Raw genomic sequence first — 25,443 nt, 5'->3', positions numbered from 1 at the left:
CCCGTGAAGAGGCTATTGCGCAGGCAGCCCCCGGATGGCCGATTCGGGACATGATCCTCAACGCTGAGGGTTAGCCCGAGCCTGAGAGTTACGGCCATGTAGGGGAATGACAACGAGGTTACCGTTGGGGGATGCCTGACGAAAGCCCTGTTCTGCCCACCGAGACACTCCGCCGCGCACCCAAGGTGCTGCTGCACGACCACCTCGACGGCGGGCTCCGCCCGGCCACCGTCGCCGAGCTCGCCGACGCGACCGGCTATGCCGGTCTGCCCACCACGGACCCGGCCGACCTGGGCAACTGGTTCCGCCGAGCGGCCGACTCCGGCTCACTCGTCTCCTACCTCGAGACCTTCGCGCACACGTGCGGAGTGATGCAAACGGAGGAAGCGCTGGTCAGGGTCGCCGCGGAGGCGGTGGAGGACCTGGCCGCCGACGGCGTCGTCTACGCCGAGGTGCGCTACGCACCGGAGTTGTTCGTCGAACGCGGTCTGTCACTCGATGCGGTGGTCGAGGCCGTGCAGGCGGGGTTAACGGAGGGCGCACGCCGGGTGGCCGCGAACGGCGGCACGATCCGCGTCGGGACGTTGCTCTGCGCGATGCGCCAGCACGCCAGGGCGCTCGAGATCGCGAACCTGGCCGTCCGCTACCGCGACGCCGGCGTCGCCGGGTTCGACATCGCCGGCCCGGAGGACGGATTCCCGCCGACCCGCAATCTCGACGCGTTCGAATACCTGCGTCAGAACAATGCGCATTTCACCATTCACGCTGGCGAGGCATTCGGTTTGCCGTCCATTTGGGAGGCGATTCAGCACTGCGGTGCCGAGCGGCTCGGGCACGGCGTGCGGATCGCCGAGGACATCAAGACCGACGCGGACGGCACGGTCCACCTTGGACGGTTGGCCGCGTACGTCCGCGACCGCCGCATCCCCCTGGAGATCTGCCCGACGTCGAACGTCCAAACAGGCACGGTCCGCTCGATCGCCGAGCACCCGATCGGCCTGCTCGCCAAGCTGCGCTTCCGGGTGACCGTGAACACGGACAACCGGCTGATGAGCGGATGCACGATGACCAGCGAATTCGCCGCGCTGCACGAGACGTTCGGCTATGGTATCGACGACTTCCGCTGGTTCACGATCAACGCGATGAAATCCGCGTTCATCGATTTCGACGCCCGGCTCGCGCTGATCGACGACGTCATCAAGCCCGGGTACGCCGCGCTCGCCTGACCTCCCCGCTTCGGACCGCAACTCGCTTGCGGTCCTTAGCCATGCCAACTATCGTTCACCATGTAGGAAACGTATCTCATTATTTGAGACGGTGACGATGGTGGCGCAGGTCGTGGCGGTATCAACCAGTCGGCGGCGATGGCTTGTCCTGGCGCTCGGCCTCGCCGCGCAGACGGCGAGCTGCTCGTTCCTGTACGGCCTTCCGTTCCTGGTCCCGGCGATGCGTGCTGCCGAAGGGCTCACGCTGGCCGAGGCCGGCACGGTCGTGGCGGCGCCGAGCATCGGGCTGTTGTTCACCCTGATCGTGTGGGGCGCGGCTGCGGACCGTTACGGGGAGCGCCTCATCATGGCCCTTGGCCTGGGCATCTCGGGGTTACTCCTGGTGTACGCCGGGGTAGGAAATCACCCGGTCGGGCTCCTCTTTGGGGTGTTCTTGGCGGCCGGCGCCTGTACGGCTTCGGTGAACGCGGCGAGCGGGCGCGTCGTGATGGGCTGGTTCGCGAAGTCCGAGCGGGGCGTGGCGATGGGGATCCGCCAGACGGCCCAGCCGCTCGGCGTGGGCGTGGCGGCGCTGGGGTTGCCGCCGCTGGCCGCGCACTACGGCTTCCGGGCGGCGCTGCTGCTGCCGGCGGGGCTGGCGATCGTGGTCGCGCTCCTGGTGGCGTGGCTGGTGACGGACCCGCCGCGGCCGCCTCGCGCGGTGGCGGGAGAGCGGCCGCCATCGCCGTACCGGCACGCGGCGCTGTGGCGGGTGCACGGGGCGAGCGCGCTGCTGGTGGTGCCGCAGTTCGCGGTGTCGGCGTTCGCGCCGGTGTACCTGGTGGCGGTGCAGCACTGGAGCCCGCTGGCGGCGGGCTGGTACCTGGCGGTGGTCCAGGTGCTGGGGGCACTGGGACGCCTGGGGTCGGGCTGGTGGTCGGACCGGGTGGGCAGCCGGCTGCGCCCAATGCGGGTGTTGGCGGTGTTGAGCTGCTTGGTCATGCTGCTGGTCGCGCTCGGCGACGCTTCCTGGCCGTGGCTGGTGCTGCTGGCGTTGGCGCTGGGCGGGATCATCACGGTGGCGGACAACGGCCTGGGCTTCACGGCCTCGGCCGAGCTGGCGGGCCTGGCCTGGTCGGGGCGCGCGATGGGAACGCAGAACACGGCCCAGAACATCGCGGCTTCCCTGACCCCGCCTTTGCTGGGCCTGCTGATCGGCGACAGCAGGTACGCACTCGCGTTCTGCGTGGCGGCGATCTTCCCGGCGCTGGCCGTGGCGGTGGTCCCGGTCCGCGCCGAACCCCCGTCCCCGTGATGCCGTGTCGACCCTCCAATCACCCGTGCCGACTCCGGGATCACACGTGATGCCCCTCCGATCACGCGAGATGCCCGCCGGGTCACGCGAGATGCCCGCGCGATCACGGGAGTTGCCCGGCTGAGCACGCCGGCCGATGTTTCAGATGCACGGCCGACGGTCTGGGGACGCGGGCCGACCGTCTGGGTACGTGGGTCGACCGTCTGGGGATGCGGGCCGACCGCCTGGGCGCGCTGGTCGACCATCTGGATGCGGGAACCGCTCGTTCGGGTGCACGAGCCGCGCCGCCAAGCCGCCCGCCCGGTCTGCCGGCCGATGGGCGGGCGGCGCACCGCGCGCCCAGGCAAGCCAATCGACGAGATGGGTTCCGCAGCTTGCCCTCGCGCTCAGCGCCGAAATTCCGCTCAGCCCCGCGGGGGCGCCCCCCGTCTCCAGCGTATCGGCCGCCCATGACGAAAACCGGCGGCGAGGGGCGCGCTCGGCGGAGTAGTCCACATCTCGCCTCGCCTGTGGACCGGCCGATCCGCCTACCCGGACGGTCGGTTCGCGTACCCGAAGGGACTGCCGGCGTACCTGGACAGTCGGTTTGCGTACCCGAAGGGTCGGCCGGCGTACCTGGACGGTCGGTTCACGTACCTGGACGGACGACTCGCGTGCCTGGAGGGACGACACGCGTGATTGAGGGGTCGACACGCGTGATTGGAGGGTCGACACGGCGAAGGCCGCCTCCCCAACCTGTGGGAGGCGGCCTTCGGCCAACCGAAACTCAAGCCACCGTAAGCCGGTTCTCGAAAGTTTCGACCAGCTTGCGCCACGCGCTCTGCTCCGCGTCGAACGGTGCCGACGGCTCCAGGCGCGTCGGGTCCGGGCGGAGGACGAACGACACCAGCCAGCCCAGGCTTTCGTTGCCCGCCAACGCCGTCTCCGCCGAGTCGTCGCCGGCCCACTCCGCCGCGTCCGTGATCAGCTCGACCGCCAGCTCCAGCTGCGTCGGGTCGATCGACTCCGGGCCCTCCGCGATGTCCGCGTCCAGGCCCGTCAGGACGTACGTGTTCTCCGGGTCGACCTCGATCTCGAGCTCGCCCGCCGTCGCCTTGGCCAGTACCTCGTCCCACGTGGACACGTCCGCGAGGTCCGTGTCGGCCAGCTCCTTGCCGTCGGCGAGGGCGCGGGCGAGCGCGGACGGCGAGGTGAACACGTCGATCTCGCCGTCGCTGCCCAGGAACACCGGGGCGTCGTCGAGGTAGCAGCGCAGCGTGTAGTACTCCGCGCCGGACGTGATGATCTTGATCGGGTCGATGCCGACCTCGGCCCAGAAGCCGACCGGGCCCTCTTCCTCGATCGAGTCCTCGTCCTCATCCGAGGACAGCGCTTCGAGGTCCTCTTCACCCTCGGCGCCGGCCTCGGCTTCGGCGGACTCCTCGTGGAACGCGGCCAGCTCCTCGGCCGTCTGCTCCAGCACCTTCTCGTCGACCTCCGGCTGGGTCACCAGGCCGTCGATCGCGTCGAGCACGGTGTCCCACTTCTGCGACACCGTCTCGGACAGGTCGTTCCACACCTGGACGCCGACGCTCCCGGTGAACGGCAGCGTGCCCTGGTCGAGCAGCGAGAAGCCCTCGGTCGAGTCGAGGATCTCGTGGACCTCTTCGAGGTCGCAGACGTCGGCGAGCGAGCGCACGATGCCGACGATCTCCGCCAGCTCGGCGATGTGCCAGACGTCCGGCTCCTCGGCGACCAGCTCCGGCACGCCGACGAGGTCGTACGTGTGGTCCTCGTCCGGGATCAGCTCCGGCACGTTCAGCGACGGCACCGCGTCCCACGCCGGGTGGTCCAGCAGGTCGTGCCGCTCGGACGTGCGCACGAACGCGGCCAGGTGGGCGGCGTCGGCGAAGGCGTACAGGTCGTCCTCGTCGCCGAGGAACGCTTCCCACTCCTCGCCGTCTTCCCGCCAGCGCGGCGCCCACAGGGTGACGACGTCGCCCTGCGGCAGGCCGAGTTCGATCGGGATGATGTCCTGTGCCATTCCTTAGCCCTCCGGAGTACCGCCCGTGTGCGCGCGAGACCGAATGTATCCCCCGGTCGGTGCGCGGTAACGCGAAGCCTACGGGTTAACCACGCGCGATGCGATCGCCCCTGCCGACTTTGCGACGAGCGGATGGCACGATGGACGTCTGATGACTCTCACCGACCTCCTGCCTGCGGATCCCGACCCCGACGCCCTCTTCGAAGCCTTCACGACCTGGACGGCCGAACGGGGTATCGAGCTGTACCCGGCGCAGGAGGAGGCGGTGATTGAGGTCGTCTCCGGAGCGAACGTCATCCTCTCGACGCCGACCGGCTCCGGGAAGAGCCTCGTCGCCGTCGGCGCGCACTTCACCGCGCTCGCCCAGGGCCGCCGCAGCTACTACACCGCGCCCATCAAGGCCCTCGTCTCGGAGAAGTTCTTCCAGCTCATCGACATCTTCGGCGCCGACAACGTCGGCATGATGACCGGTGACTCCAGCGTCAACCCGGATGCCCCGATCATCTGCTGCACGGCCGAAATCCTGGCGAACATCGCGTTGCGGTTCGGTGCCGACGCCCCGGTCGGGCAGGTCGTCGCCGACGAGTTCCACTTCTACTCCGAGCCCGACCGCGGCTGGGCCTGGCAGGTGCCGCTGCTGGAGCTCCCGAAGGCCCAGTTCGTCCTGATGTCCGCGACCCTCGGCGACGTCTCCTTCTTCGAAAAGGACCTCACCCGCCGCACCGGACGGCCCACCGCCGTCGTCACGTCGGCGCAGCGCCCGGTCCCGCTGACCTTCCGGTACGCGCTGACGCCCCTGCACGAGACCATGTCCGAGCTGCTCAACGGCGGCCAGGCGCCGGTCTACGTCGTGCACTTCTCGCAGGCCGCGGCCATCGAGCGGGCGCAGACGCTGATGAGCATCAACGTGACGTCGAAGGCCGAGAAGGAGGCCATCGCCGAGCTGATCGGCGACTTCCGGTTCTCCGCCGGCTTCGGCAAGACGCTCTCGCGGCTGGTCCGCCACGGCATCGGCGTCCACCACGCCGGCATGCTGCCGAAGTACCGCCGGCTGGTCGAGACCCTGGCCCAGTCCGGGCTGCTCAAGGTGATCTGCGGGACCGACACCCTCGGCGTCGGCATCAACGTCCCGATCCGGACCGTCGTCTTCTCCGCGCTGACGAAGTACGACGGCGTCCGCCAGCGCCACCTCAAGGCGCGCGAGTTCCACCAGATCGCCGGCCGGGCCGGGCGCGCGGGCTACGACACCGACGGCTACGTCGTCGTCCAGGCGCCCGACCACGTCGTCGAGAACGCCAAGGCCCTCGAGAAGGCCGGCGACGACCCGAAGAAGAAAAAGAAGATCGTCCGGAAGAAGGCGCCGGAGGGGTTCGTCAACTGGACCGAGAGCACCTTCGACCGGCTCATCGCGGCCGACCCGGAGCCGCTGACGTCCAGCTTCAAAGTCACGCACTCGATGCTGCTGAACGTGATCTCGCGGCCGGGCAACGCGTTCGAGTCGATGCGGCACCTGCTTGAGGACAACCACGAAGACCGGGCGTCGCAGCGCAAGCTGATCCTGCGCGCGATCGCCATCTACCGCGCGCTGCTCGCCGCCGGCGTCGTCGAACGACTGTCCGAACCGGACGAACAGGGCCGGATCATCCGGCTCACCGTCGACCTGCAGTTCGACTTCGCGCTCAACCAGCCGCTTTCGCCCTTCGCGCTGGCCGCGATCGAGCTGCTCGACCTGGAGTCGCCGTCGTACCCGCTCGACGTCGTGTCCATTGTGGAATCCACAGTGGACGACCCGCGGCCGGTGCTGTCGCAGCAGCAGTTCAAGGCACGCGGCGAGGCCGTGAACGCGATGAAGGCCGAGGGCATCGAGTACGACGAGCGGATGGAGCTGCTCGAGAACGTCACCTACCCGAAGCCCCTCGAAGAGCTGCTGAACAACGCCTACCGCAGCTACCGGCAGGGCCACCCGTGGGTCGCGGACTACGAGCTGTCGCCGAAGTCGGTCGTGCGGGACATGTACGAGCGCGCGATGAACTTCGTCGAGTACATCGGCTTCTACCAGCTGGCCCGGTCCGAGGGCCTGGTGCTGCGCTACCTCGCCGACGTCTACGACGCGCTGCGCCACACGGTGCCGGACGAGGCCAAGACCGAGCCGCTGCAGGACCTGATCGAATGGCTCGGCGAGCTCGTCCGCCAGGTCGACTCCAGCCTGCTCGACGAGTGGGAGGCGCTGCGCCACCCGGCCGAGGAGGGCCCGGTCTCGACGCGGCCGCCGTCCGAACCGCCGGCCGTCACCCGCAACGAGCGCGCGTTCCGCGTCCTGGTCCGCAACGAGCTGTTCCGCCGGGTCGAGCTGTTCGCGCGGCGCGCGTGGTTCCCGCTCGGCGAGCTCGACGCGGCTTCGGGCTGGGACGCGGACGCGTGGCAGGAAGCGATCGAGGACTACTTCGAGGAGTACGACTCGCTCGGCACCGGCCCGGACGCGCGCGGCCCGAAGCTGCTGCTGATCGATCAGCAGCCGGACGTCTGGAAGGTCCGCCAGATCTTCGACGACCCGGCGGGCGACCACGACTGGGGCATCAGCGCCGAGGTCGACCTGGCCGCGTCGGACGAGGCCGGGATGGCGGTCGTCCGGGTGACCGAGGTGGGCCCGCACTAGCACCGGTTGCGCCCAACGGCCCAGTCCGGCGGCGGGGTTCCGCGTTAGCGTGGAGCTTCGCGACCTGGGAGGGACCATGGGGAACGTCAAGCGCCTGCTGGCCGGGATCTTCTTCGCTGCGGCGGTGGTCGTGGCGCTGGCTCCGGCCGCGTCGGCCGCATCGATGGTGGAGTACGCCCTGCTGGCGAGCCCCGACGCCACCGCCATCGAATACGGCCTCTGAGCCTCAGCTCACCGGGGTCAGGATCGCCTGGGCGTCTTCGCCGGCGAACCAGAGCCCGATGACGAACGCCGGCGGGGACCGGGTGAGCGCAGGTGTCGCGGACCCGCGTGCTGACGGCGTCGAGCGCTGCGCAGGCGTCGCCGCACAGCGAGACCGATGGCGAAACCGGCGGGGTGGTCCGCTGGGCGTCGACGTGGGCCGAGTTGCACAGCCGCATGTCGTCGGTCGCCTTGGTGATCCGCGATTGCACCGGGGTGCCCGTCAGGCCGGGTTCGTCGGTCCTATCCGCCAGCACCGCATCGGTGAGCACCCGCGCTGATCGCGGCCGCGGGGCGGCCAGGATCAGGACTTCGAACAAGGTGGCTCTCTCGCGCCCGGTTCCGGTCGCGTCGAGCCGCCCAGCCAAGGCGCCCGGGTCCGAGCGGCCGCTCACCATCAAGTCGTGACCGGCCCGACCCCACTTTGTGCCGAGCGTGTCCGCCATCCCGCCCGTCCCGAAGAGCCCGCTCCGCACACGTTTCCTGGTGATTGGCTGGTGCGAGCACGATGGCAGGAACTGTCGCACGCGGCTCGCCTTCGACCTGGTCGCCAACACGTGGAACCCGGTGGTGCTGTGGGCGTTGCGCCACGGTCCGCGGCGGCACGTCGACCTGCGGCGGACCATCGGCGGCATCAGCGCGAAGGTGCTCACGGAAGCCCTGCGGCGCCTGGAGTCCGACGGCCTGGTCGAGCGGCGCGAAGGTGCGTACGCGCTTACGCCGTTGGGTGAGACGCTGCTGGAGCCGATCGAGGGTTTCGGGCGCTGGGCCGCCGAGCACGGCGACGACGTCGTCGCCGCTCAAAGCCGAGCAGCACGATCAGCGTGAGCAGCTCCACCGCGGGCAGCGGGTAGCCGAGCAGCAGCCCGGCGGTGACGTCGAACGCCGGCGCGCCGAGGCCGGCCACGAACACCCAGGCCGGCGCGGTCGGCGGCTTGGCGGTGGGGGACCACGGCGTCCTGCGGCCCGGTTTCGCGACGGACAGCCAGGCCTGGAACGCGAGCGCGCTCGCCATCAGCGACGCCCCGGCGATCTGCGGCCAGGCGACGGCGCCGGTGTCCGCGGACTCCCGGAGGGCGGGGGAGAGCAGGAAGATCCCCGCGTAGAGCTGGATCAGCGTGAGGGTGAACTTGGTGAGCACCCACCAGTGCCGGAAGTAGCCCCACGCCGTCGCCCCGGCGAGCAGGAGGCCGGTGAACGCCGAGACGTTGGCCATGGGTGCGAGCAGGGCGGAGTCGAGCCGGTCGGCCGCCGCGGGCGCACCCGACGACGTGAGCACGACCAGGGCGAGGGCCTGGCTCATCCAGCCCACCGAGGACACGGCGTGCAGCCAGACGACGGCCTGGCGCCAGCGAGGAGAAGTCTTCACGGCCTCCAGGCTCGCGAAGCGCGGGCGCGGGCACATCGGGCGCGACCCGGGTTTCGCCCCGGACCCGGGCGGGCCGGGCGTACACCCGGTGGGGTACGCGGTCCCGTGTCCCATACCCCAGCGGTCACGGGCCGCCGTGGATGAGCGGGGCCCACACGTGGGGCCGGTCGGGTTGCGCTTCGCGGAGCTCCCGCACCACCTGGTGCAGGACGACGGCGGCCTGGCCGGCCGAAGGGGTGGCCGGCATCAGCGCGTAGAACCGTTCGGCGGCGACGGCGGCGGTGCGGTCTTCCAGCGGCCACAGGCTCGCGATCACGTGCCGGAACCCGGCCAGCTGGAACGCCGACGCGAGGTGGATCGACTCCTCGGCGTGCCGCCAGCCGATCTGCCCGGTCGAGCACGCCGAGAGGTACGCCAGTTCCGCCGTGGGCAGGGCGAGCCTGCTGATCCGCGCGATCGGCAGCGTGCCGTCGTGCAGGTGCAGGGCGCCTTCGGACGGCGTGCGCGGGTTCGTGCCCGCGTGGCAGGCGAAGTGGGCCCAGCTCGCCTGCGGCAGCGCGGCCAGCACCCGGTCCACAGTGGCCTGTTCGTCGGTGAGCAGCGTGCCCGCGTGCCCGGACCGGGCCTCGGCGACGGTCGCGGGCAGGTCCGGCAGGCCCGGGGTGTGCCCCATCGCCACCGTCAGGTGGTGCCGGGCTGCCGCGGCGGCACGCCCGCGCGCGTGGCCGAGCGCGCGCAACGTCGGCGTGTACGACGAGATCACCCGGTCGAGCGCACCCGGGCCGTCCGCCGGGGCGGCGGCGTGCAGCGGCAGCATCCCGAGCCCGCCCGTCGGCAGCCACCACACCCGCGGCGCCGCGACGACCTCCAGCACCGGGCCGACGGCCGCCTCCCACAGCCACGCCAGCAGTTCCGCCACGACCCGCTGGCGGCGCAGTTCCCCCGCGAAGGCGCCGGGGTCGGCGATCGCGCCGGCCAGCTCGTCCGCCCGTGCCTCGACTTCCGCGGCCGTCAGCTCCGGCAGCGCCACCGGCACGGGCTCCGCGCCGGCCGGGACGACGACGGCGTTCCCGCCCCGCCGTCCCGCGTTGAGGAGCACCACGACCCCGTCCGCCGGCCGCAGGTCCTGCCACCTCGGCGGCACGAGGAACCCGGCCAGGCCGGGCAGCCGGCGGATTTCGCCGACCAGTGCGTCGTACTCCGCCCAGAGCCGCCGTCGGCGGTCGACGACGTCGGTGCCGAGGTCGGCGGCGTTGAGGCGGTCCCGCACGTGGCGGAAGCGGTCCGCCAGGGCCGGCGGCACGGCGTCGAGTTCGGTCCGGCTGTCCAGCTGGGCGGCCAGCAGGATGCCCCGGCTGTGCTCGGCCACTTCCAGCGCACCGGCCGCGTCGCCGAGCGCGCAGTGCGCGGCGATCGCCTCGCCGACGAGCCCGATGCGCCCGCCGAGCCGGTCTTCCTGGTCGGCGAACGGCGTCACGCGGGACGCGACCGCGGGCAGCAGCCGGACCGCGGTGTCCAGCAGTCGGCGGGCGGTTTCGTGGTCTCCCAGCGCTTCCAGCAGCCGGCCCGCGGCCCAGCCCAGCATCACGCGGTCGCCGGGCAGGGACTCCCGAACCCCGTCCACCTGTGCGACCAGCTCGTCGACCCGCGCCCGGTCCGGCGCGCCGCCGCCCGCCTCGAACCGGCGCAGGTACCCGGCCACGACGATGTAGAGCCGGGACGCGCGGAAGGGGTAGTCCTCGGGGGTTTCCGCGACCGCCCGCAGCGCCGTCTCGATCGCCAGTTCCACATCGGGCAGCGCGCCGGTGGCGCGGAACCGCGCGAGGTGGGCGGCGCCGAGCCGGAACAGGCCGCTCGTGTGGACGGGATGCCCGGCGGGCGCGCTGTCGACCACCTGCCGCGCGTTGTGCACGGCGAGGTCCGCGTCGGCGCCGTCACCGGTGCGGTCGAAGCGCTCCAGGTACATCGCCGCGAGGTTGATCAGGCGCTGCCACCGGTCCGGGGCATCGGCCGGGGTGGCCGCGACGGCCTTGCGGCCCGCGTCGATCGCAGCGTCCAAGTCGGACGGTGACTTCGTCCTCGACGCCCGGGACAACCGGGCACTCCCGAGGTTGGACAGGTACAACGCTCGTCGGTAGTGGTCGTCGGGGGTGGCGGCCAGTGCCCGCTCCCGGTATTCGATGGCGAGGTCCAGATCGGCCTGGCTGCCGAACCGGGTGTGGCGCGACTGGTAGGCGCTCGCGACGTTGTTCAAGTAGAGCGCATAGTCGGCGTGGTCGCCGGGGACGGCCTCGAGTGCCGCGCGGCCGGCATCGATGGCGCGGTCGAGGTCGGCGGCACTTCCGGTGCGCACGTGCCGTTCTTGGTAGGCCAGCGTGAGGTTGGAAAGGAACAGCGGGCGGTCCGGATGCCCCTCGGGCGTGACCGACACCGCCTGCTCCTTGGCGGCGACCGCCTCCTCGAGGTCGGCGAGGTCCCCGGTCCGGTCGTACCGTTCCTGCAGTGCCGCCCCGAGGTTCGACAGGGCCATCCCCCGGCGCTGGTGGTTCGCCGGCATGGCCGACACCGCTCGCCGCCCGGCTTCGACCGCCCGGTCCCCGTCTTCGGGATGACCGGTCCGTTCGAGCCGCATGGTGTAGGCGCTCGCGAGGTTCATGAGCCAGACCGGTTTGCCGGGGCTGCCGTCCGGGGTCGCGGCGACCGCCCGCTCCTTGAGTTCCACGGCCAGGTCGAGGTCGGCGAGCTCGCCGGTGCGCTCGAACCGGGTCTGGAGACTGATCGCGAGGTTGTTGATCATCGGCGCGGTCAGCGGTCCGTCGCCGACGGCGGCCACGGCCCGGCGCCCCGCGTCGATGGCCCGGTCCAGGTCCGCCGGTCGGCCTAGGCGTTCGAAGCGGGCCAGGTACGCCCAGGCGAGGTTCGACAACCGCGCCGGGAAGCCGTGTGGCTGGGTCTCGCCGGCGACCACCGCGCGATCGTGGTGCGTGATCGCCTCCTCCAGGTCGGCGAGTACGCCTGTGCGCTCGAAGCGTGCCTGCAGGGCCAAGCCCAGATGGCTGAGGAACGTCGCGAGGTGCGGGTCGCCCGGCCCGACGGTGACGGCTTTCCGCAGCGAACCGATGGCCCCCTCCAGGTCGGCCGGGTCGCCGGTGCGCTCGAACCGGGACCAGCACGCGGTGCCGTGGTTGCCGGCCGCCGGGCCGTACTCGGGCGCGGCCGCCATCGCCAGGCCGAGCTGGGCGATGGCCGCGTCGAGGTCCGGCATCCGGCCGTGCAGCTCGAACCGGTGGTGCAGCGCGGCGCCGAGGTTGGTCCGCGCGGTCACCTGGTTCGGCCCGGGCACGTCGGCGACGGAGGCAAGCTGCGCGACGGCCTGGTCCAGATCCGCCACCTGACCGGTGAGCTGGAACCGCAGCAGCGACGCCGCGCCCAGGTTGGTCCGGAACAGCACCTGGTTCGGCCCCGGTACGCCGGCGCCGGGACCGAGGTGGGCGATCGCCTGGTCCAGGTCCGTGCCTTCGCCGCTCAGCCCGAACCTGGTCAGGTGGTACGTGCCGACGTTGGCCACGAACGTCACGTAGTCCGGCTCGCCGGGACCGCTCGCGGCGATCGCCTGGCGGCCGAGCCCGATGGCCTGGTCCACGTCCGCGAGCCGCCCGGTCTGCTGCGCCTGCGTCCACCACGCGATGGCGTTGTCGGACAGCGAACGCGCGTAACCGGAGCCGGTGACCACGTTGTGACAGTATCTGGCTCGTGGACAGGGAGCGGGCGGCTTTGACCAGTCTGTGCCGGGAGTGGGACGCGCTTCGCGAGGAGGCACGGCGACATTCACCCGATCGAGTACAGCTGCTGGACCGGATCGCGGCCGAGGCGAAGGCCCGGCGTCCGGTGCTCGACCTGATCAGCGGGTTGCTGGGGACCGACAACGACACCACGTTGCGCGCGCTCGGCGCCGGGCTGCCGGGCGCCGGGCCCGGGCGCGCCACGGCGGAGCGGTTCGGCTGTCCCGACGGCGCCTGCGACCGGATCGACGTGCCGCCGCCCGCGGGCGCGCTGCCCCGCTGCCGCGTCACGGGCTTGCCCATGGAACGGATGTAGCCCGGTGGGCGGATTCTTCCAGGAGCTGGCCAAGGTGCTGGCCCAGCGCTGGCTCAGCCTGCTCGCGCTGCCCGGTGCGTTCTTCGCCGCCGCGGTCTGGCCGGCCGCCACGCTCGGGCAGGCACACGCCCTGAACCCCGACTCGCTGGTCCGGCGCTCCGGCACCGCGGCCACCGCGGTCAAGAACCTGCCGGCCGGGGCGCAGATCCTGCTCGTGGTCGCGTTCCTGCTGGCCGCCACGGGGGTGGGAGTCGCCGTGCAGGCGCTCGCCGGGGTGACCCGGCGGATCTGGCTGGGGCAGTGGCCGCGGCCGCTGGCGGCGCCGCTGACCCGCCGCCGCCGGGCGCGCTGGTCCGAGCTGGTCGAACGCCGCCGGGTGCTGGAACGGGATTCCGGCGACCAGGAACGGATCGACGCGGCCGCCCACCGCGTCAACCGGCTGGCGCTGGCCGAGCCGGGGCGGCCGACCTGGATGGGCGACCGGGTCCACGCGGTCGAAGCGGTGGCGCTGAACCGCTACGGGCTCGACCTGGCCTTCGGCTGGCCGCGGCTGTGGCTGGTGCTGCCCGACACCGTGCGCACCGAACTGGGCAACGCGCACGCCGCGTTCGCGGCCGCGGTCGCGACCGGCACGTGGGCCGTGCCGTACCTCGTGCTCGGGGTGTTCTGGTGGCCCGCGCTGCTCGTCGCCGTCGCCGCCGGGCTGACCGGCTGGCTGCGCGGCCGGTCCGCGATCACCGACCTGACCTCGCTCGCCGAAGCCGCCGTCGATCTCCACGCGCGTGACCTCGCGGTGGCGCTCGGCGTCACGGACCCGGACGGCTCGGGACCGCTCAGCCTCGCCGAGGGCGAGCGGGCCACCGGCCTGATCCGGAAAGGCCGCTAGGTCAGCGCGGCGGGTTCTTCGCCGCCAAGGCGAGCAGCGGGACCGCGGCAGCCGCGTCGGTGATCAGCGTCGAGACCATGCCGGACCGCAACACCGCGTCCACCGCCGCGGCTTTCGGCCTGCCGTAACCCAAAGCGATCACCTCCGGGACCGCCATCAGTTCCTCGTGGCTGATCGCCAGGACGTGGTGGGCCAAGCCGGTCGAAAGCGCGTTTCCCGAGGCGTCGAAGAGGCGCGCGGCGACCTCCGCCGTCGCTCCTCGGGCCGCGATTGCCGCTCGCTCGGCTTCGTCCAGCGCGTCGTACACCGTCGACTCGCCCGGTTGCCACGCCCCGATGCTCACCACCGCCTTGGTCAGTGACCGGAACTGGCCGAAGGTCTCCGCGATGCCCGGCTGCCGCCGCAGGGTCTCGGTCGTGCGGCGGTCCGGCAGGACCAGCGGGCCGAAGATCGGGTACGCGTCGCCGCCCGACACCGACGTCACGCGGCTGACCGTCTCCACCGACCGGCCGCGCATGTCCATCCCCGCCTGCACCCCGCAGAGCTGGACGATCGGACACCGGGGCAGGGACCGGACCGCCTCCGCCATCGCGTTCACCGACCGCGCCCACGACAGCCCGATCACGTCCGACGGGACCGCGATCTCCTCCAGCAGCCGCGCCGCCAGCGAGCCGATCTTCGCCCGGACGACCTCCCTCGGCTCCCGCTCGGTTGAGCGTTCGAGCACCAGGGCCCGCTCCAGGCCGTACGCCGAACGCACCTCGTCCGACAGCGCCAGGTCCACCGGGGCCGGCAGCGAAAACTCCACCCTGACCAGGCCGGACTCCATGGCCGTGTCGAGCATTCGTGCCACCTTGAACCGGCTGACGCCGAACTCGCCAGCGATCTCCAGCTTGGAGCGTCCCTGCACGTAGAAGCGCCGGGCGACGGTGGCGAGCAGCATCGCTTCAGTGAGCGAAGCGCTCTTACGAGAAGCGCTCATCTGAGCATAATAGCGCGAAATCCAGCCGAAAGGTTGACGTAACGCCGACGTCAGACCTGTAATGCCTTCACATGTTCTCGACGCAATAGGTCAATGTTGCTCATATGAGCGGCGAGGAAGGGGAAGGCATGCGTGCCGCCATCGTCGACCGGCCCGGTGAGATCAGGGTCGGCGAGGTGCCCGATCCGAAACCCGGGGAACGTCAGGTCGTCGTCAAGGTCGGAGCGTGCGGCATCTGCGGCACCGACCTGCACATCGCGGACGGGCACTTCCCGCCCACCCCGTACCCCATCGTCCCCGGGCACGAGTTCGCCGGGGAGATCGTCGAGCTCGGCGCGGACGTGCCGGGCGAGTGGAAGGTCGGCGACCGGGTGGCCGTCGACCCGTCCCTGTTCTGCGGCTACTGCGGCCCGTGCCGCGCCGGCCACGGCAACCTGTGCGCGAACTGGGGCGCCACCGGCGACACCGTCAACGGCGCCTTCGCCGAGTACGTCGCCGTCCCGTCGTCCACCTGCTACCGCATGCCCGACGCGATGACCTGGGAGCAGGGCGCCCTGGTCGAGCCGGTTTCCTGTGCCGTGCACGGCGTCCGCCGCGTCGGCGTCGAGGCCGGCGAACGGTTCCTCGTCGTCGGCGCCGGCACCATGGGCCTGATCATGCAGCAGCTGCTGCAGCGCTCCGGCGCGCAGGTGACGGTGGTCGACCGCAACGAAGCCCGGCTGCCCCGCGCGAAGAGCCTCGGTGCCGTCGGCACCGCGAAAGACGTAAGTGACCTCAACGGCGAGAAGTTCGACGTCGCCGTCGACTGCACGGGCGCCGCGCCCGCCATCGAAGCCGCCTTCGACGCGATCCGGCGCGGCGGACGGCTGCTCGTCTTCGGCGTCGCCCCGGCCGAAGCGCGCGTCGCGCTTTCGCCGTTCCGCATCTACAACGACGAAATCACCATCGTGGGCTCGATGGCCGTGCTGCACAGCTTCGGCGCTGCCCTCGACCTCGTCGCGACCGGCGCCATCGACACCGGCGCGCTGCTCACCGACACCCTGCCGCTGGAGCAGTACCCCGAGGCGCTGGCCAAGATGCGCAGCGGCGCGGGCCTGAAGGTGCAAGTCCTCCCCGGAGGTGGCCGTGCGTAAGCTCCTCACCCTCCTCGCGGCGACGTCGCTGCTGGCCACGGGCTGCGCGGGCGCCGGTTCGCTCGGCACCGGCAGCAGCACGCTCGTCATCGCCATCGTGTCCAACCCGCAGATGAAGGACGCGATCGCGCTCGCGCCCGAGTTCGAGAAGGCCACCGGCATCGGGCTGAAGTTCGTGTCCCTGCCGGAAAACCAGGCCCGCGCGAAGATCACCGCGTCGACCGCCACCGAGGGCGGCGAGTTCGACGTCGTCATGATCAGCAACTACGAGGCCCCGCAGTGGGCGGCCAACGGCTGGCTCGAGAACCTCGAACCGCACATGGCGGCCACCCCCGGCTACGACGAAGCCGACTTCATCCCCAGCATCAAGACGTCGCTGTCGTACCAGAACCAGATGTACGCGGTGCCGTTCTACGGCGAGTCGTCCTTCCTGGCCTACCGCAAGGACCTCTTCGACAAGGCCGGGCTCACCATGCCGGCCAGGCCGACTTGGCCCCAGATCGCGGACTTCGCCGCGAAGCTCGACGACAAGGCCGACGGCGTCGCGGGCATCTGCCTGCGCGGCAAGCCCGGCTGGGGCGAGAGCCTCGCGCCGTTCACGACCGTCGCGAACACCTTCGGCGCCCAGTGGTTCGACAAGGACTGGAACGCCAAGCTGACTTCACCGGAGTTCACGCAGGCCGCGAACTTCTACGTCGACCTGGTCCGCGAGCACGGCGAGGTCGGCGCCTCCAGCGCCGGGTTCTCCGAGTGCGGCACGCGCTACACGCAGGGCAACGCGGCGATGTGGTACGACGCCACGGTCATGGCGGGCACCAACGAGGACCCCTCCAGCAGCAAGATCGTCGGCAAGTCCGGCTACGCGCCCGCCCCGGTCGTCAAGACCCAGGCCAGCGGCTGGCTCTACACCTGGGCCCTCGGTATCCCGAAGGTGGCCAAGGACAAGGACGCGGCCTGGAAGTTCATGGCCTGGATGACCGACAAGGCGTACGTGCAGAAGGTCGGCCACACCTACGGCTGGAACCGCGTCCCGCCGGGCGTCCGCCAGTCGACCTACGCGATCCCCGAGTACGCCGACGCGGCGAAGGCCTACGCGAAGCCGACGCTCGACGGCATCGCGGACGCCAACCAGCAGAAGGTGATGGCGAACCCGGTGCCCTACCCCGGCATCCAGTTCGTCGGCATCCCCGAGTTCCAGGACCTGGGCACCCGGGTGAGCCAGCAGCTGTCGGCCGCGATCGCCGGCCGCGAATCCGTCGAAGACGCGCTGAAGCAGTCCCAGGACTACGCGCAAACCGTGGGCGACTCGTACAAGGCGGTGCAGTGATGTCCACGCTCTCCGTATCCACCCCCACCTCACAGGCGAAGGCGCAGGTCGCGGAGAAACGCGGCCTGAGCACCGCGGCCAAGCGGCGGCTCCCGCTGCTGCCCGCGCTCATCTTCGTCATCGCGGTGACGCAGCTGCCCTTCCTGCTCACCGTGTTCTACTCGTTCCAGTCCTGGAACCTGGTCCGGCCCGGCTCGCGGCACTTCGTCGGCCTGCAGAACTACGTCGACGTCTTCAGCGACACGACGTTCCTGGTCGCGCTGCTCAACACGGTGCTGCTGACCGTGGTGTGCGTGTTCGTCGCGCTGCTGCTCGGCCTCGGCCTCGCCATCCTGCTCGACCGCAAGTTCCTCGGCCGCGGCATCGTCCGGACGCTGCTGATCACGCCGTTCCTGATCCTGCCGGCGGCCGGCGCGCTGCTGTGGAAGACGACGGTGTTCGACCCGACCTACGGGCTGCTGCACTTCGTCTTCGGCACCGACGTCGACTGGCTTTCGGAGTTCCCGCTGGCGTCGGTGATGGCCCAGATCGTGTGGCAGTGGACGCCGTTCATGATGCTGCTGATCCTCGCGGGCCTGCAGAGCCAGGCCAAGGACGTGCTCGAAGCGGCCAATGTGGACGGTGCGGGCCGGTGGCGGACGTTCGTCTCCATCACGCTGCCGCACCTGTCCCGGTTCCTGCAGCTGGCCACGCTGCTGGGCGCGATCTACATTGTGAACAGCTTCGACGCGATCTTCCTGATGACCCAGGGCGGCCCGGGCACGGCCAGCACCAACCTGCCGTACTACATCTACCAGCGCGCGTTCGAGGGCTTCGACGTCGGCCAGTCCTCGGCGATGGGCGTGATCGTCGTGATCCTGACGATGATCGTGGCGACCTTCGCGCTGCGCCTGATGTTCCGGACCTTCTCGGTGAGCGGAGGCATCAAGTGACCACCGTGGCTCCCCGCAAGAAGCAGTACGGCAAGGGCTCGCTGACCGTCGCGACCTGGGTGATCGCGATCCTGTTCGTCTTTCCGCTGCTGTGGATGATCCTCACCGCGTTCAAGCAGGAGGCGGACGCCTACACCGATCCGCCGAAGCTGTTCTTCACCCCGACGTTCGAGCAGCTCGGCAACGTCCTGAGCGGCGGGTTCCTGCCGTACCTGTCGAACTCGGCGTTCGTCACGATCCTCTCGACGCTGCTGGTGCTGCTCCTCGGCGTCCCGGCCGCGTACGCGCTGTCGCTGGCGCCGGTCAAAGGCACGTCGAACGCGCTCGGCTTCTTCCTCTCGACGAAGATGCTGCCGATCGTGGCGGCGATCATCCCGCTGTACGTGATTTCGCAGAACACCGAGCTGCTCGACACGGTGTGGGCGCTGGTCATCCTGTACACGTCGATGAACCTGCCGCTGGCCATCTGGATGATGCGGTCGTTCTTCCTCGAGGTGCCGCACGAGATGATCGAGGCGGGCCGCATCGACGGCGCCAACCTGCCGACGCTGCTGCGCAAGATCATCATGCCGGTGGTGGCACCCGGGATCGCGGCGACCGCGCTGATCTGCGTGATCTTCTCCTGGACGGAGTTCTTCTACGCGGTCAACCTGACGGCCGCGCGGGCGGGCACGGTCCCGGTGTTCCTGGTCGGGTTCATCACCAGTGAGGGCCTGTACTGGGCCCAGCTGTCCGCGGCGGCGCTGCTGGCCTCGCTGCCGGTGATGATCGTGGGCTGGATCGCGCAGAACCACCTGGTCCGCGGCCTGTCCATGGGTGCCGTCAAGTGACAGGCAACGCCGGAGGCCACCTCGAGCCCGGCTCGAGGTGGCCTCCGCGCGCGTCACTCCTCTAGGGAGAGGGCCTGGCTCGGACAGACGTGCACCGCTTCACGGGCCTTCTCGACCAGGTCGCCCACGGGCTGGTCGTCGAGCACGATGACCGTGCCGTCCTCCTCGCTCTGGTCGAACAGCGAGGGCTCGGTGAGTACGCACTGACCGGCGCCGACGCACTTGCCGGTGTCCGCGATGATCTTCATGGTCCTCTTCTCCCTGTGGTGGTGTGGCAGTTCGTCTCTACCAGGTCACCGGCAGCCGGTACAGGCCGTAGATGTTCGCGTCGTCCTTGAACGGCAGGTCGTCGACCGGCGCGGCCAGCTTCAACCCGGGTATCCGGCGGAAGAGGGTGTCGAAGACGATCTGCAGTTCCATCCGGGCCAGGTTCTGGCCGAGGCACTGGTGCGGGCCGAAGCCGAAGGCGACGTGGTGGCGGGCACCGCGCTCGATGTCCAGCTCGTCGGGGTTCTCGAACGCGGCCGCGTCGCGGTTGGCCGCGTAGCCCAGCGCCAGCACGCCCTCGCCCGCCCGGATCAGCTGCCCGCCGACCTCGACGTCCTCGACGCAGAGCCGGGCCGTGGCCGCGTCGACGATGGTGAAGTACCGCAGCAGTTCCTCGACGGCGTCGAGCGTCTTGCCCGGGTCTCCGGTGATCAGCGCCAGCTGGTCCGGGTTCTCCAGCAGCCCGACCGTGCCGAGGGAGATCATGTTCGCCGTCGTCTCGTGGCCGGCGACGAGCAGCAGGAAGCCGGTCGCGGCCAGCGACGCCCGCCGGTAGGTGCCCTCTTCGCGCAGCTTGACGATCTGCCGCCCGAGCAGGTCGTCCGGCGGGTTGTCCTCCCTCCCGGCGATGAGGTCGCTCATGTACTCACGCACGGCCTCGACCGCGGCCCGCCGCTCCTGCGGGGGCGTGTCCCGCTTGATCAGCTTCGCCGTGTGGGTCTGGAAGAAGTCGTGGTCGGCGTAGGGCACGCCGAGCATCTCGCAGATGACCAGCGACGGCACCGGCAGCGACAGCGCCTCGACCAGGTCGCCCGGCTTCGGCCCGGCCATCAGCGCGTCGATCCGCTCGTCCACGATCTCCTGGATCCGCGGCCGCAGCGCCTCCATCCGGCGCACGGTGAACTCGCCGAGCACGGCCTTGCGGGCCGGCCCGTGCTCGGGCGCGTCCATGGTGATCATGGTGCGCTCGTCGTCCGGACGGCGGAACCCGGGCACCAGCTGCGGGAAGTCCGGGTGCTGCCGGTCGGCGCTGAACCGCCGGTCGTTCAGCACGGTCCGGACGTCCTCGTGCCTGCTGACCACCCAGGCCTTCCGGCCGTCGGGCAGCCCCACCCGGGTGACCGGGTCCTCCTCGCGGATCTCGGTGTACGCCGGCGGCGGCGCGAACGGGCACGTCCGCGTCATCGGGAATTCGTGGACCGCGGTCATGACGTCTCCCTCACCAGGTCACGGGCAGGCAGTAGAGGCCGAAGATCGACGAGTCGTGCTTGAACGGCAGCTGGTCGACCGGGGCGGCCAGCTTGAGGTCCGGGATGCGGCGGAAGAGGGTGTCGAAGACGATCTGCAGTTCCATCCGGGCGAGGTTCTGGCCGAGGCACTGGTGCGGGCCGAAGCCGAAGGCGACGTGGTGGCGGGCACCGCGCTCGATGTCCAGCTCGTCCGGGTTGTCGAACGCGGCCGGGTCGCGGTTGCCGGAGTAGCTCAGGCCGAGCACGCCTTCGCCCTCGCGGATCAGCTGCCCGCCGATCTCGACGTCCTCGGTGGCGACGCGCGAGGTCGCGAACTCGGCGATGGTGAAGTACCGCAGCAGCTCCTCGACGGCGTCGAGGGTCTTGCCGGGGTCGTTCTTGACGAGCTCGAGCTGCTTCGGGTTCTCCAGGAAGGCGACGGTGCCGAGGGAGATCATGTTCGCCGTCGTCTCGTGCCCGGCGAGCAGCAGCAGGAAGGCGAGCGAAACGAGCTCGTCGTGCGCGGCTTCGCCGTGCTCTTCGCGCTGCTTGAGGACCTGCCGGCCGAGCAGGTCGTCGGTCGGGTTCGCCTCCTTCTCCGAGACCAGCTCGTCGAGGTAGTTCTGCAGCTCTTCGACGGCCTGCATCCGCGCCTCCTGCGAGACCTCGCGGTTCAGCAGGGTGGAGCTGCGCGACTGGAAGAAGTCGTGGTCGGCGTAGGGGACGCCGAGCTGCTCGCAGATGACCAGCGACGGCACCGGCAGGCTCAGCGCGGAGACCAGGTCGGCGGGCTTCGGGCCGGCCAGGATCGCGTCGATGTGCTCGTCGACGATCTGCTGGATCCGCGGCTGCAGCGCCTTCATGCGCTTGACGGTGAACTCGCCGACGACCTCGCGGCGGGCGGCGCCGTGCTCCGGGGGGTCCATGTTGATCAGCGACGCGGTGAAGCGGCGGCGCTGCGGGCGGCCCTCGCGGGTCAGGATCGGGAAGCCCGGGTTGAAGCGGTCGGAGCTGAACCGCGGGTCGTTCAACACGGTCCGGACGTCCTCCAGGCGCGTCACGGCCCACGCCTCCTGGCCGGACTGCAGCGTGACGCGGTGGACCGGACCGGCTTCGCGCAGCTTCTCGTACGCGGGCGGCGGGGCGAACGGGCACGTGCGGGCCATCGGGAAGGTCTCGTCCTGGGTTGCAGGTTCGGCCAGATCAGTCATTTCGGACCCCCTAAATCGGACGGAAAGTATGCGGAGGATTACATTCCGGTTCTAGCTCCCAAGGTACCGAAGCGGAAGGAAGTCGTCCACTAGGTGCCGCCTACCCATTCGAGGAGGCGGTGCGTGGCCCGTTGACCGTGCGAGAATCACCCCGCGCGATTCAGCGGAAGGCGAACGGCATGACGGCAGACCCCGAGACCACCCTGCGGGCGGACGCGCGCCGCAACCGCGACCAGATCCTGGCCGCCGCGAAGAGCATCTTCGCCGCTTCCGGTCCCGAGGTGCCGATGGAGGAGATCGCCCGCGCGGCGGGCGTCGGCGTCGGCACGCTGTACCGCCGCTTCCCGGACCGGGACGCGCTGGTCCGCGCGGTCGCCATGGACAACTTCGAGCGGGTGCTGATCGACGCGCGGGTGATCGCCGCCGAGGAGACGTCGTCGTGGCGCGCGCTGGAGCGGCTGCTGCGGCAGTCGGTGGAGCTGCAGCTGAGCGTGCAGCTGGCGATGGTGTCGCACCGGGCGCTGGTGATCCTCAAGAACGACCCGGAGGTCCGCCGGCTGCGCGACGAGATCCTGGAGGTCCTCGACGCCTTCGTCGAGGGTGCGCAGGCCGAGGGCAAGCTCCGTGACGACGTCGGCGCGGGCGACATCGCGATCCTGTTCGCGACGCTGCTGCGCCAGGCGCGCGCGAAGACGCCGGAGGTCGCCGAGATGGCGGCGCGCCGGTGCGTCGGCATCATGATCGACGGCTTGAGCGCGCGGCCGGGTTCGTCGCTGCCCGGCCGTCCGATCACCTCCGGCGACCTCGACCCGGACTGAATTCGCGGATTTCCGTGTTAGGGTTCCGCCTCGTTCTGCCAAATTGCAGCTGCGGGCGGGAAAATGCGACGAAGAACACTGGCCGTGTTGTTGGCGATTTCCTTTCTGCCGGTCGCCGGGTGCGGGAGCACGCCGGTCGACGGCGTGGCGGCCGCGCCGGTGCCGCCGCCGTCCCCGGCCGCCGCCTCCGTGACGCCCACCTCGGCTTCGCCTTCTCCGTCCTCGGTTTCGTCCTCTATACCTGCGCCTCCGCCGACTCCGACGCCCCCGTCGACCACGCCGGTGCGGAACTGCCGCACCCCGGAGTTCACCACCAGCGACCCCGACGGCGGCTGGTCGGACGGCGGCTACTACGTCCACAACAACATGTGGAACGCCGGGGAAGCGGGCCCGGAAACGCTGCGCGCGTGCGCGTACGACAACTGGTACGTCGAATCCACCCAACCCGATTCGACGTCGGTGAAAACCTATCCGAACGTGCACAAGGACATCAATGACCAAAACGGGAAACCGTTCAACGACTATTCGGTGATCAAATCGACGTTCGCCGGCCGCGGCCCGGGCACGGGCGTCTACGACGTGGCGTACGACCTGTGGCTGAACGGCGTGGGCGACGGCAAGGGCGTCAGCGAGCTGATGGTCTGGACGGAGAACCACAAGCAGGTCCCGGCAGGCGACAAGCTGACGACGTACACGGCGGCCGGCACCACGTACGACGTCTGGGCGGAGGACCAGGGGTACGTGGCGTTCGTGTCCCGCTCGACGCAGTATTCGGGCAGCGTGGACCTGAAGGCGATGATCGCCTGGGCGATCGGCAAGGGCTTGATACCGCCGAACCCGACGGTCAACCAGATCGGCTACGGCATCGAGTTCTGCTCGACGGGCGGCGGCAAGGCGCGGTTCACGCTGTCGGACTTCTCGGTGACGATGAGCTAGCGGGCGTACCGCTGGAGGGTCTGCGGCGAGGGTCGCAGCGCCGGCAGCCCCACGATGAGGTCGACGACCCCGAGCACGACGGCGATCACCGGAATGACCAGCAGGACGAAGATGCCGAAGGTGATCTGGACGAACCCGTGCGGGTTGACCGGGCCGGGGTCGGACCAGGTCAGCGGCGTGGCGTAGAAGAGGTAGAACAGCGGCCACCCGACGATCGAAACGGCCCCACCGCAGAGCGGGCCGACGGACACGGAGGCGGGCCGGAGCCGCAGAATGTGGCCGGTACCGCCGGGGTAGTGCCCGACCTCGACCCAGGCCGGGGCGAACAACAGCGCAATGCCGGACATCAGCAGCATGACGGCGCTGAACAGGCCGAACATGACCGGGATGTCGTTGGCGGCCTTGTGGCTGGTCGGGAGGGTGTACCCCAGCACCGGGACGGCAACGCACATGGCCAGCGCGACGACGGTGGTGAATCCGCCGAGGAGCGGGAGGGTGCGCTTCGGCTTGGCGGTGAGCCGGGGCGGGAGCCAGACGTAGGCCCGCGGGTCGATGAGGTATTCGTCCACGGCTAGTTGACCCGCCAGTCGCCGGAGTGGGACATGGTCGTGGTGTTCGTCCGTTCCCATTGGTCGCCGAGGTCGTCGACCTTGGCCTGGATGGAGTTCTGCTCGGTTTCGCTGACGTCCAGCAAGGTCTCGATCGCGACGATCGTGCCGGTGATGGCGGGAACGGCCATCGAGATCGCGGCCGAGAGGATCCCCAGCGCCAGCGGCAGACCCACGACGGTGACCGCGGTGAGGATGGCCGACACGATCGCGGCGACGAGACCGCCGGCGATCACCTTCATGGCGAGCCAGAACGAGTCGATGCCGTTGGCGAGGCTGGTGAGCGAGTCGCGCATCTGCTCGCCGAGGTCCTTCATCGAGTCCAGGTGCTCGAGCTGTGCGGGAACCGCGGCTTTGTACGTTTCGGCGCCCCGGCCCTGCCACTCGATGTTGGCCTTCAGCTTGTCCAGGTGCAGCGTGCTCGCGATCTCGTCGGCCGTGTGCGAGAACTCCTCGATCCACTGCCGCCCGACCTGCTTGAGCTTGTCGGAATCGCCTTGATCGGACCAGAACCGCACGGTCGCTCGTTGGTAGGCGGCGAACTTTTCGTTGACGTGGTTCACCAGGTCGATGGCGGAACTTTTCCTCGATGGCGCGCAGGTCGTCCAGGGTCCGATCGATGATCGCGGTGCCGCCCGGTGCGGTCACGTTCGTCCCCTCAGTGCCCGTCGAGCTTGCCGAGGCGGCTCGCGTGGTCGGCCAGCAGGCTCATCAGTTCCGTGTAGGCGGGGCCTCGCGGCTGCGGTGCGAAGTCCGCCGGGGCCGACCGCCGGTGCAAGATGCGGAGCACGTCGAGCAGTTCGCTCTCCACCTCGGTGTTCCGGGCGATCGAAGCCGCGCACGTGGCCGCCGCTGCTTTCCGCGGAGACGATGCCGGTTCCGGCCGAAGACAGCCGGGCGGAGTACTGCTCCAGTTCGCCCCGCACCGCGTCCTCCAGCCGGAGAACGTCCTGGGCCGTGAGGGGTGTTTCGTCCGCCTCGGACGGCGGTCGCGGAGGTGGGTTCTCCTGGACTTCGCGGGCCCGCTGGGCCAGCGTTTCGATGGTCGCCGCGTTGGCCGCGGTCAGGACGTTCGAGTGCAGCCCGCGGGGATCGACCTTGCTCTTCCAGTCTTCGGCGAGCCGGACCTGCCGGACCTCGCCGTCGGGAGCGACGGTCACCGTCACGACCGCGTCCCCGTCCCGGCCGTCCGGTTCCGGCTCGTCGGCGGCCGGCGGCGGGCGTTCGCCGTCGTCCCAGAGGTCGGTCTCCGCCTCGAATGCCCACTCTTCGTCGTCCGGCATCTGCACCCTCCCCGATGCGTCACGCTCCGTACCCGGGGGGACGGTACCGGTGATCGGGGTGAGTGTCAGGCAAA

Annotated in this window: 25 protein-coding genes; 14 read left to right on the top strand and 11 right to left on the bottom strand. The window is 70.5% G+C overall.

Translation table 11 applies throughout. The features are described 5' to 3' along the window. Positions 1-131: 131 nt before the first annotated feature. The gene (locus HUT10_RS23095) at positions 132-1,226 is read left to right on the top strand and encodes an adenosine deaminase (protein ID WP_176173149.1); all 1,095 of its coding nucleotides are present in this window, start codon (positions 132-134) and stop codon (positions 1,224-1,226) included. Between the two features lie 97 nt (positions 1,227-1,323). Further along, on the top strand, positions 1,324-2,520 hold the full coding sequence (locus tag HUT10_RS23090; protein WP_176177953.1) for an MFS transporter: 1,197 nt from the start codon (positions 1,324-1,326) through the stop codon (positions 2,518-2,520). Positions 2,521-3,286: 766 nt separating this feature from the next. Here HUT10_RS23090 and HUT10_RS23085 read toward each other — a convergent pair. Then, positions 3,287-4,543, bottom strand: coding sequence for a primosomal protein (locus tag HUT10_RS23085; RefSeq protein WP_176173148.1), 1,257 nt, complete (start codon positions 4,541-4,543; stop codon positions 3,287-3,289). Positions 4,544-4,694: 151 nt separating this feature from the next. On the opposite strand from HUT10_RS23085, the gene HUT10_RS23080 reads away from it, so the two are divergent. The 4 genes from HUT10_RS23080 (at position 4,695) to HUT10_RS23065 (ending at position 8,288) form a co-directional block, all read left to right on the top strand. Continuing rightward, on the top strand, positions 4,695-7,199 hold the full coding sequence (locus HUT10_RS23080; RefSeq protein WP_176173147.1) for an RNA helicase: 2,505 nt from the start codon (positions 4,695-4,697) through the stop codon (positions 7,197-7,199). 76 nt (positions 7,200-7,275) lie between these two features. Beyond that, entirely contained in the window at positions 7,276-7,422 is a 147-nt protein-coding gene (locus tag HUT10_RS23075; RefSeq protein ID WP_176173146.1) for a hypothetical protein, read from the top strand. Between the two features lie 92 nt (positions 7,423-7,514). Beyond that, positions 7,515-7,868, top strand: coding sequence for a hypothetical protein (locus tag HUT10_RS23070; RefSeq protein ID WP_176173145.1), 354 nt, complete (start codon positions 7,515-7,517; stop codon positions 7,866-7,868). An 81-nt stretch (positions 7,869-7,949) separates the two neighbouring features. Further along, positions 7,950-8,288: a helix-turn-helix domain-containing protein gene (locus HUT10_RS23065; protein WP_176177952.1), complete on the top strand. Its 339-nt coding sequence runs from the start codon at positions 7,950-7,952 to the stop codon at positions 8,286-8,288. Here the strand turns inward: HUT10_RS23065 and HUT10_RS23060 are convergent. Both HUT10_RS23060 and HUT10_RS23055 read right to left on the bottom strand, forming a co-directional pair. Continuing rightward, positions 8,176-8,829, bottom strand: a complete 654-nt coding sequence (locus HUT10_RS23060; protein ID WP_254896992.1) for a hypothetical protein — start codon at positions 8,827-8,829, stop codon at positions 8,176-8,178. The genes HUT10_RS23065 and HUT10_RS23060 overlap by 113 nt on opposite strands. A gap of 124 nt (positions 8,830-8,953) precedes the next feature. Beyond that, positions 8,954-12,562, bottom strand: a complete 3,609-nt coding sequence (locus HUT10_RS23055) for a CHAT domain-containing protein (RefSeq protein WP_176173143.1) — start codon at positions 12,560-12,562, stop codon at positions 8,954-8,956. A 41-nt stretch (positions 12,563-12,603) separates the two neighbouring features. Here HUT10_RS23055 and HUT10_RS23050 point away from each other — a divergent pair, with 41 nt between their 5' ends. Together HUT10_RS23050 and HUT10_RS23045 are read left to right on the top strand one after the other, a co-directional pair. Then, positions 12,604-12,927: a hypothetical protein gene (locus HUT10_RS23050; protein ID WP_254896991.1), complete on the top strand. Its 324-nt coding sequence runs from the start codon at positions 12,604-12,606 to the stop codon at positions 12,925-12,927. Positions 12,928-12,931: 4 nt separating this feature from the next. Beyond that, entirely contained in the window at positions 12,932-13,813 is an 882-nt protein-coding gene (locus HUT10_RS23045; protein ID WP_176173142.1) for a hypothetical protein, read from the top strand. A 1-nt stretch (position 13,814) separates the two neighbouring features. On the opposite strand, the gene HUT10_RS23040 is transcribed toward HUT10_RS23045, so the two are convergent. After that, positions 13,815-14,795, bottom strand: coding sequence for a sugar-binding transcriptional regulator (locus HUT10_RS23040; protein ID WP_176173141.1), 981 nt, complete (start codon positions 14,793-14,795; stop codon positions 13,815-13,817). A gap of 128 nt (positions 14,796-14,923) precedes the next feature. Between HUT10_RS23040 and HUT10_RS23035 the strand changes: the two genes are divergently transcribed. The 4 genes from HUT10_RS23035 to HUT10_RS23020 are packed head-to-tail and all read left to right on the top strand — an operon-like array spanning position 14,924 to position 19,017. Then, positions 14,924-15,928, top strand: a complete 1,005-nt coding sequence (locus HUT10_RS23035) for a zinc-dependent alcohol dehydrogenase family protein (RefSeq protein ID WP_176173140.1) — start codon at positions 14,924-14,926, stop codon at positions 15,926-15,928. Next, a complete protein-coding gene (locus HUT10_RS23030; protein WP_176173139.1) occupies positions 15,915-17,255 on the top strand; it encodes a sugar ABC transporter substrate-binding protein in 1,341 nt (446 codons plus the stop codon). The genes HUT10_RS23035 and HUT10_RS23030 overlap by 14 nt, the downstream gene beginning before the upstream one ends. After that, positions 17,255-18,187 carry a carbohydrate ABC transporter permease gene (locus HUT10_RS23025; RefSeq protein WP_176173138.1) on the top strand — a complete coding sequence of 311 codons (933 nt, stop codon included), beginning with the start codon at positions 17,255-17,257 and terminating at the stop codon, positions 18,185-18,187. The genes HUT10_RS23030 and HUT10_RS23025 overlap by 1 nt, the downstream gene beginning before the upstream one ends. After that, on the top strand, positions 18,184-19,017 hold the full coding sequence (locus HUT10_RS23020; protein ID WP_176173137.1) for a carbohydrate ABC transporter permease: 834 nt from the start codon (positions 18,184-18,186) through the stop codon (positions 19,015-19,017). Before HUT10_RS23025 ends, HUT10_RS23020 begins: the two co-directional genes overlap by 4 nt. 53 nt (positions 19,018-19,070) lie before the next feature. On the opposite strand, the gene HUT10_RS23015 is transcribed toward HUT10_RS23020, so the two are convergent. From HUT10_RS23015 to HUT10_RS23005, 3 genes are read right to left on the bottom strand one after another with little or no spacing between them, the layout of a single operon-like run. Further along, positions 19,071-19,265, bottom strand: a complete 195-nt coding sequence (locus tag HUT10_RS23015) for a ferredoxin (RefSeq protein WP_176173136.1) — start codon at positions 19,263-19,265, stop codon at positions 19,071-19,073. A gap of 37 nt (positions 19,266-19,302) precedes the next feature. After that, positions 19,303-20,493, bottom strand: a complete 1,191-nt coding sequence (locus HUT10_RS23010; protein WP_176173135.1) for a cytochrome P450 — start codon at positions 20,491-20,493, stop codon at positions 19,303-19,305. Positions 20,494-20,503: 10 nt separating this feature from the next. After that, entirely contained in the window at positions 20,504-21,724 is a 1,221-nt protein-coding gene (locus HUT10_RS23005) for a cytochrome P450 (protein WP_176173134.1), read from the bottom strand. Positions 21,725-21,903: 179 nt separating this feature from the next. On the opposite strand from HUT10_RS23005, the gene HUT10_RS23000 reads away from it, so the two are divergent. Next, positions 21,904-22,542: a TetR/AcrR family transcriptional regulator gene (locus HUT10_RS23000; protein ID WP_176173133.1), complete on the top strand. Its 639-nt coding sequence runs from the start codon at positions 21,904-21,906 to the stop codon at positions 22,540-22,542. Between the two features lie 17 nt (positions 22,543-22,559). Here HUT10_RS23000 and HUT10_RS51185 read toward each other — a convergent pair whose 3' ends face one another. After that, a complete protein-coding gene (locus HUT10_RS51185; protein WP_254896990.1) occupies positions 22,560-22,841 on the bottom strand; it encodes a hypothetical protein in 282 nt (93 codons plus the stop codon). Between HUT10_RS51185 and HUT10_RS22995 the strand changes: the two genes are divergently transcribed. Further along, positions 22,825-23,478, top strand: a complete 654-nt coding sequence (locus tag HUT10_RS22995; protein ID WP_254896989.1) for a hypothetical protein — start codon at positions 22,825-22,827, stop codon at positions 23,476-23,478. The two genes, HUT10_RS51185 and HUT10_RS22995, sit on opposite strands and share 17 nt — an antisense overlap. Here the strand turns inward: HUT10_RS22995 and HUT10_RS22990 are convergent. From HUT10_RS22990 to HUT10_RS22980, 3 genes are all read right to left on the bottom strand, one after another. Further along, positions 23,475-24,047 (bottom strand): hypothetical protein, encoded by a 573-nt coding sequence (locus HUT10_RS22990; protein WP_176173131.1) that lies wholly within the window; start codon positions 24,045-24,047, stop codon positions 23,475-23,477. The genes HUT10_RS22995 and HUT10_RS22990 overlap by 4 nt on opposite strands. 2 nt (positions 24,048-24,049) lie before the next feature. After that, on the bottom strand, positions 24,050-24,649 hold the full coding sequence (locus HUT10_RS22985) for a hypothetical protein (protein ID WP_176173130.1): 600 nt from the start codon (positions 24,647-24,649) through the stop codon (positions 24,050-24,052). Between the two features lie 81 nt (positions 24,650-24,730). After that, positions 24,731-25,369, bottom strand: coding sequence for a hypothetical protein (locus HUT10_RS22980; RefSeq protein ID WP_176173129.1), 639 nt, complete (start codon positions 25,367-25,369; stop codon positions 24,731-24,733). Positions 25,370-25,443 lie beyond the last annotated feature (74 nt).

Source organism: Amycolatopsis sp. Hca4, assembly GCF_013364075.1.
Taxonomy (GTDB): domain Bacteria; phylum Actinomycetota; class Actinomycetes; order Mycobacteriales; family Pseudonocardiaceae; genus Amycolatopsis.
This window is presented reverse-complemented; position numbering and strand designations above follow the sequence as displayed.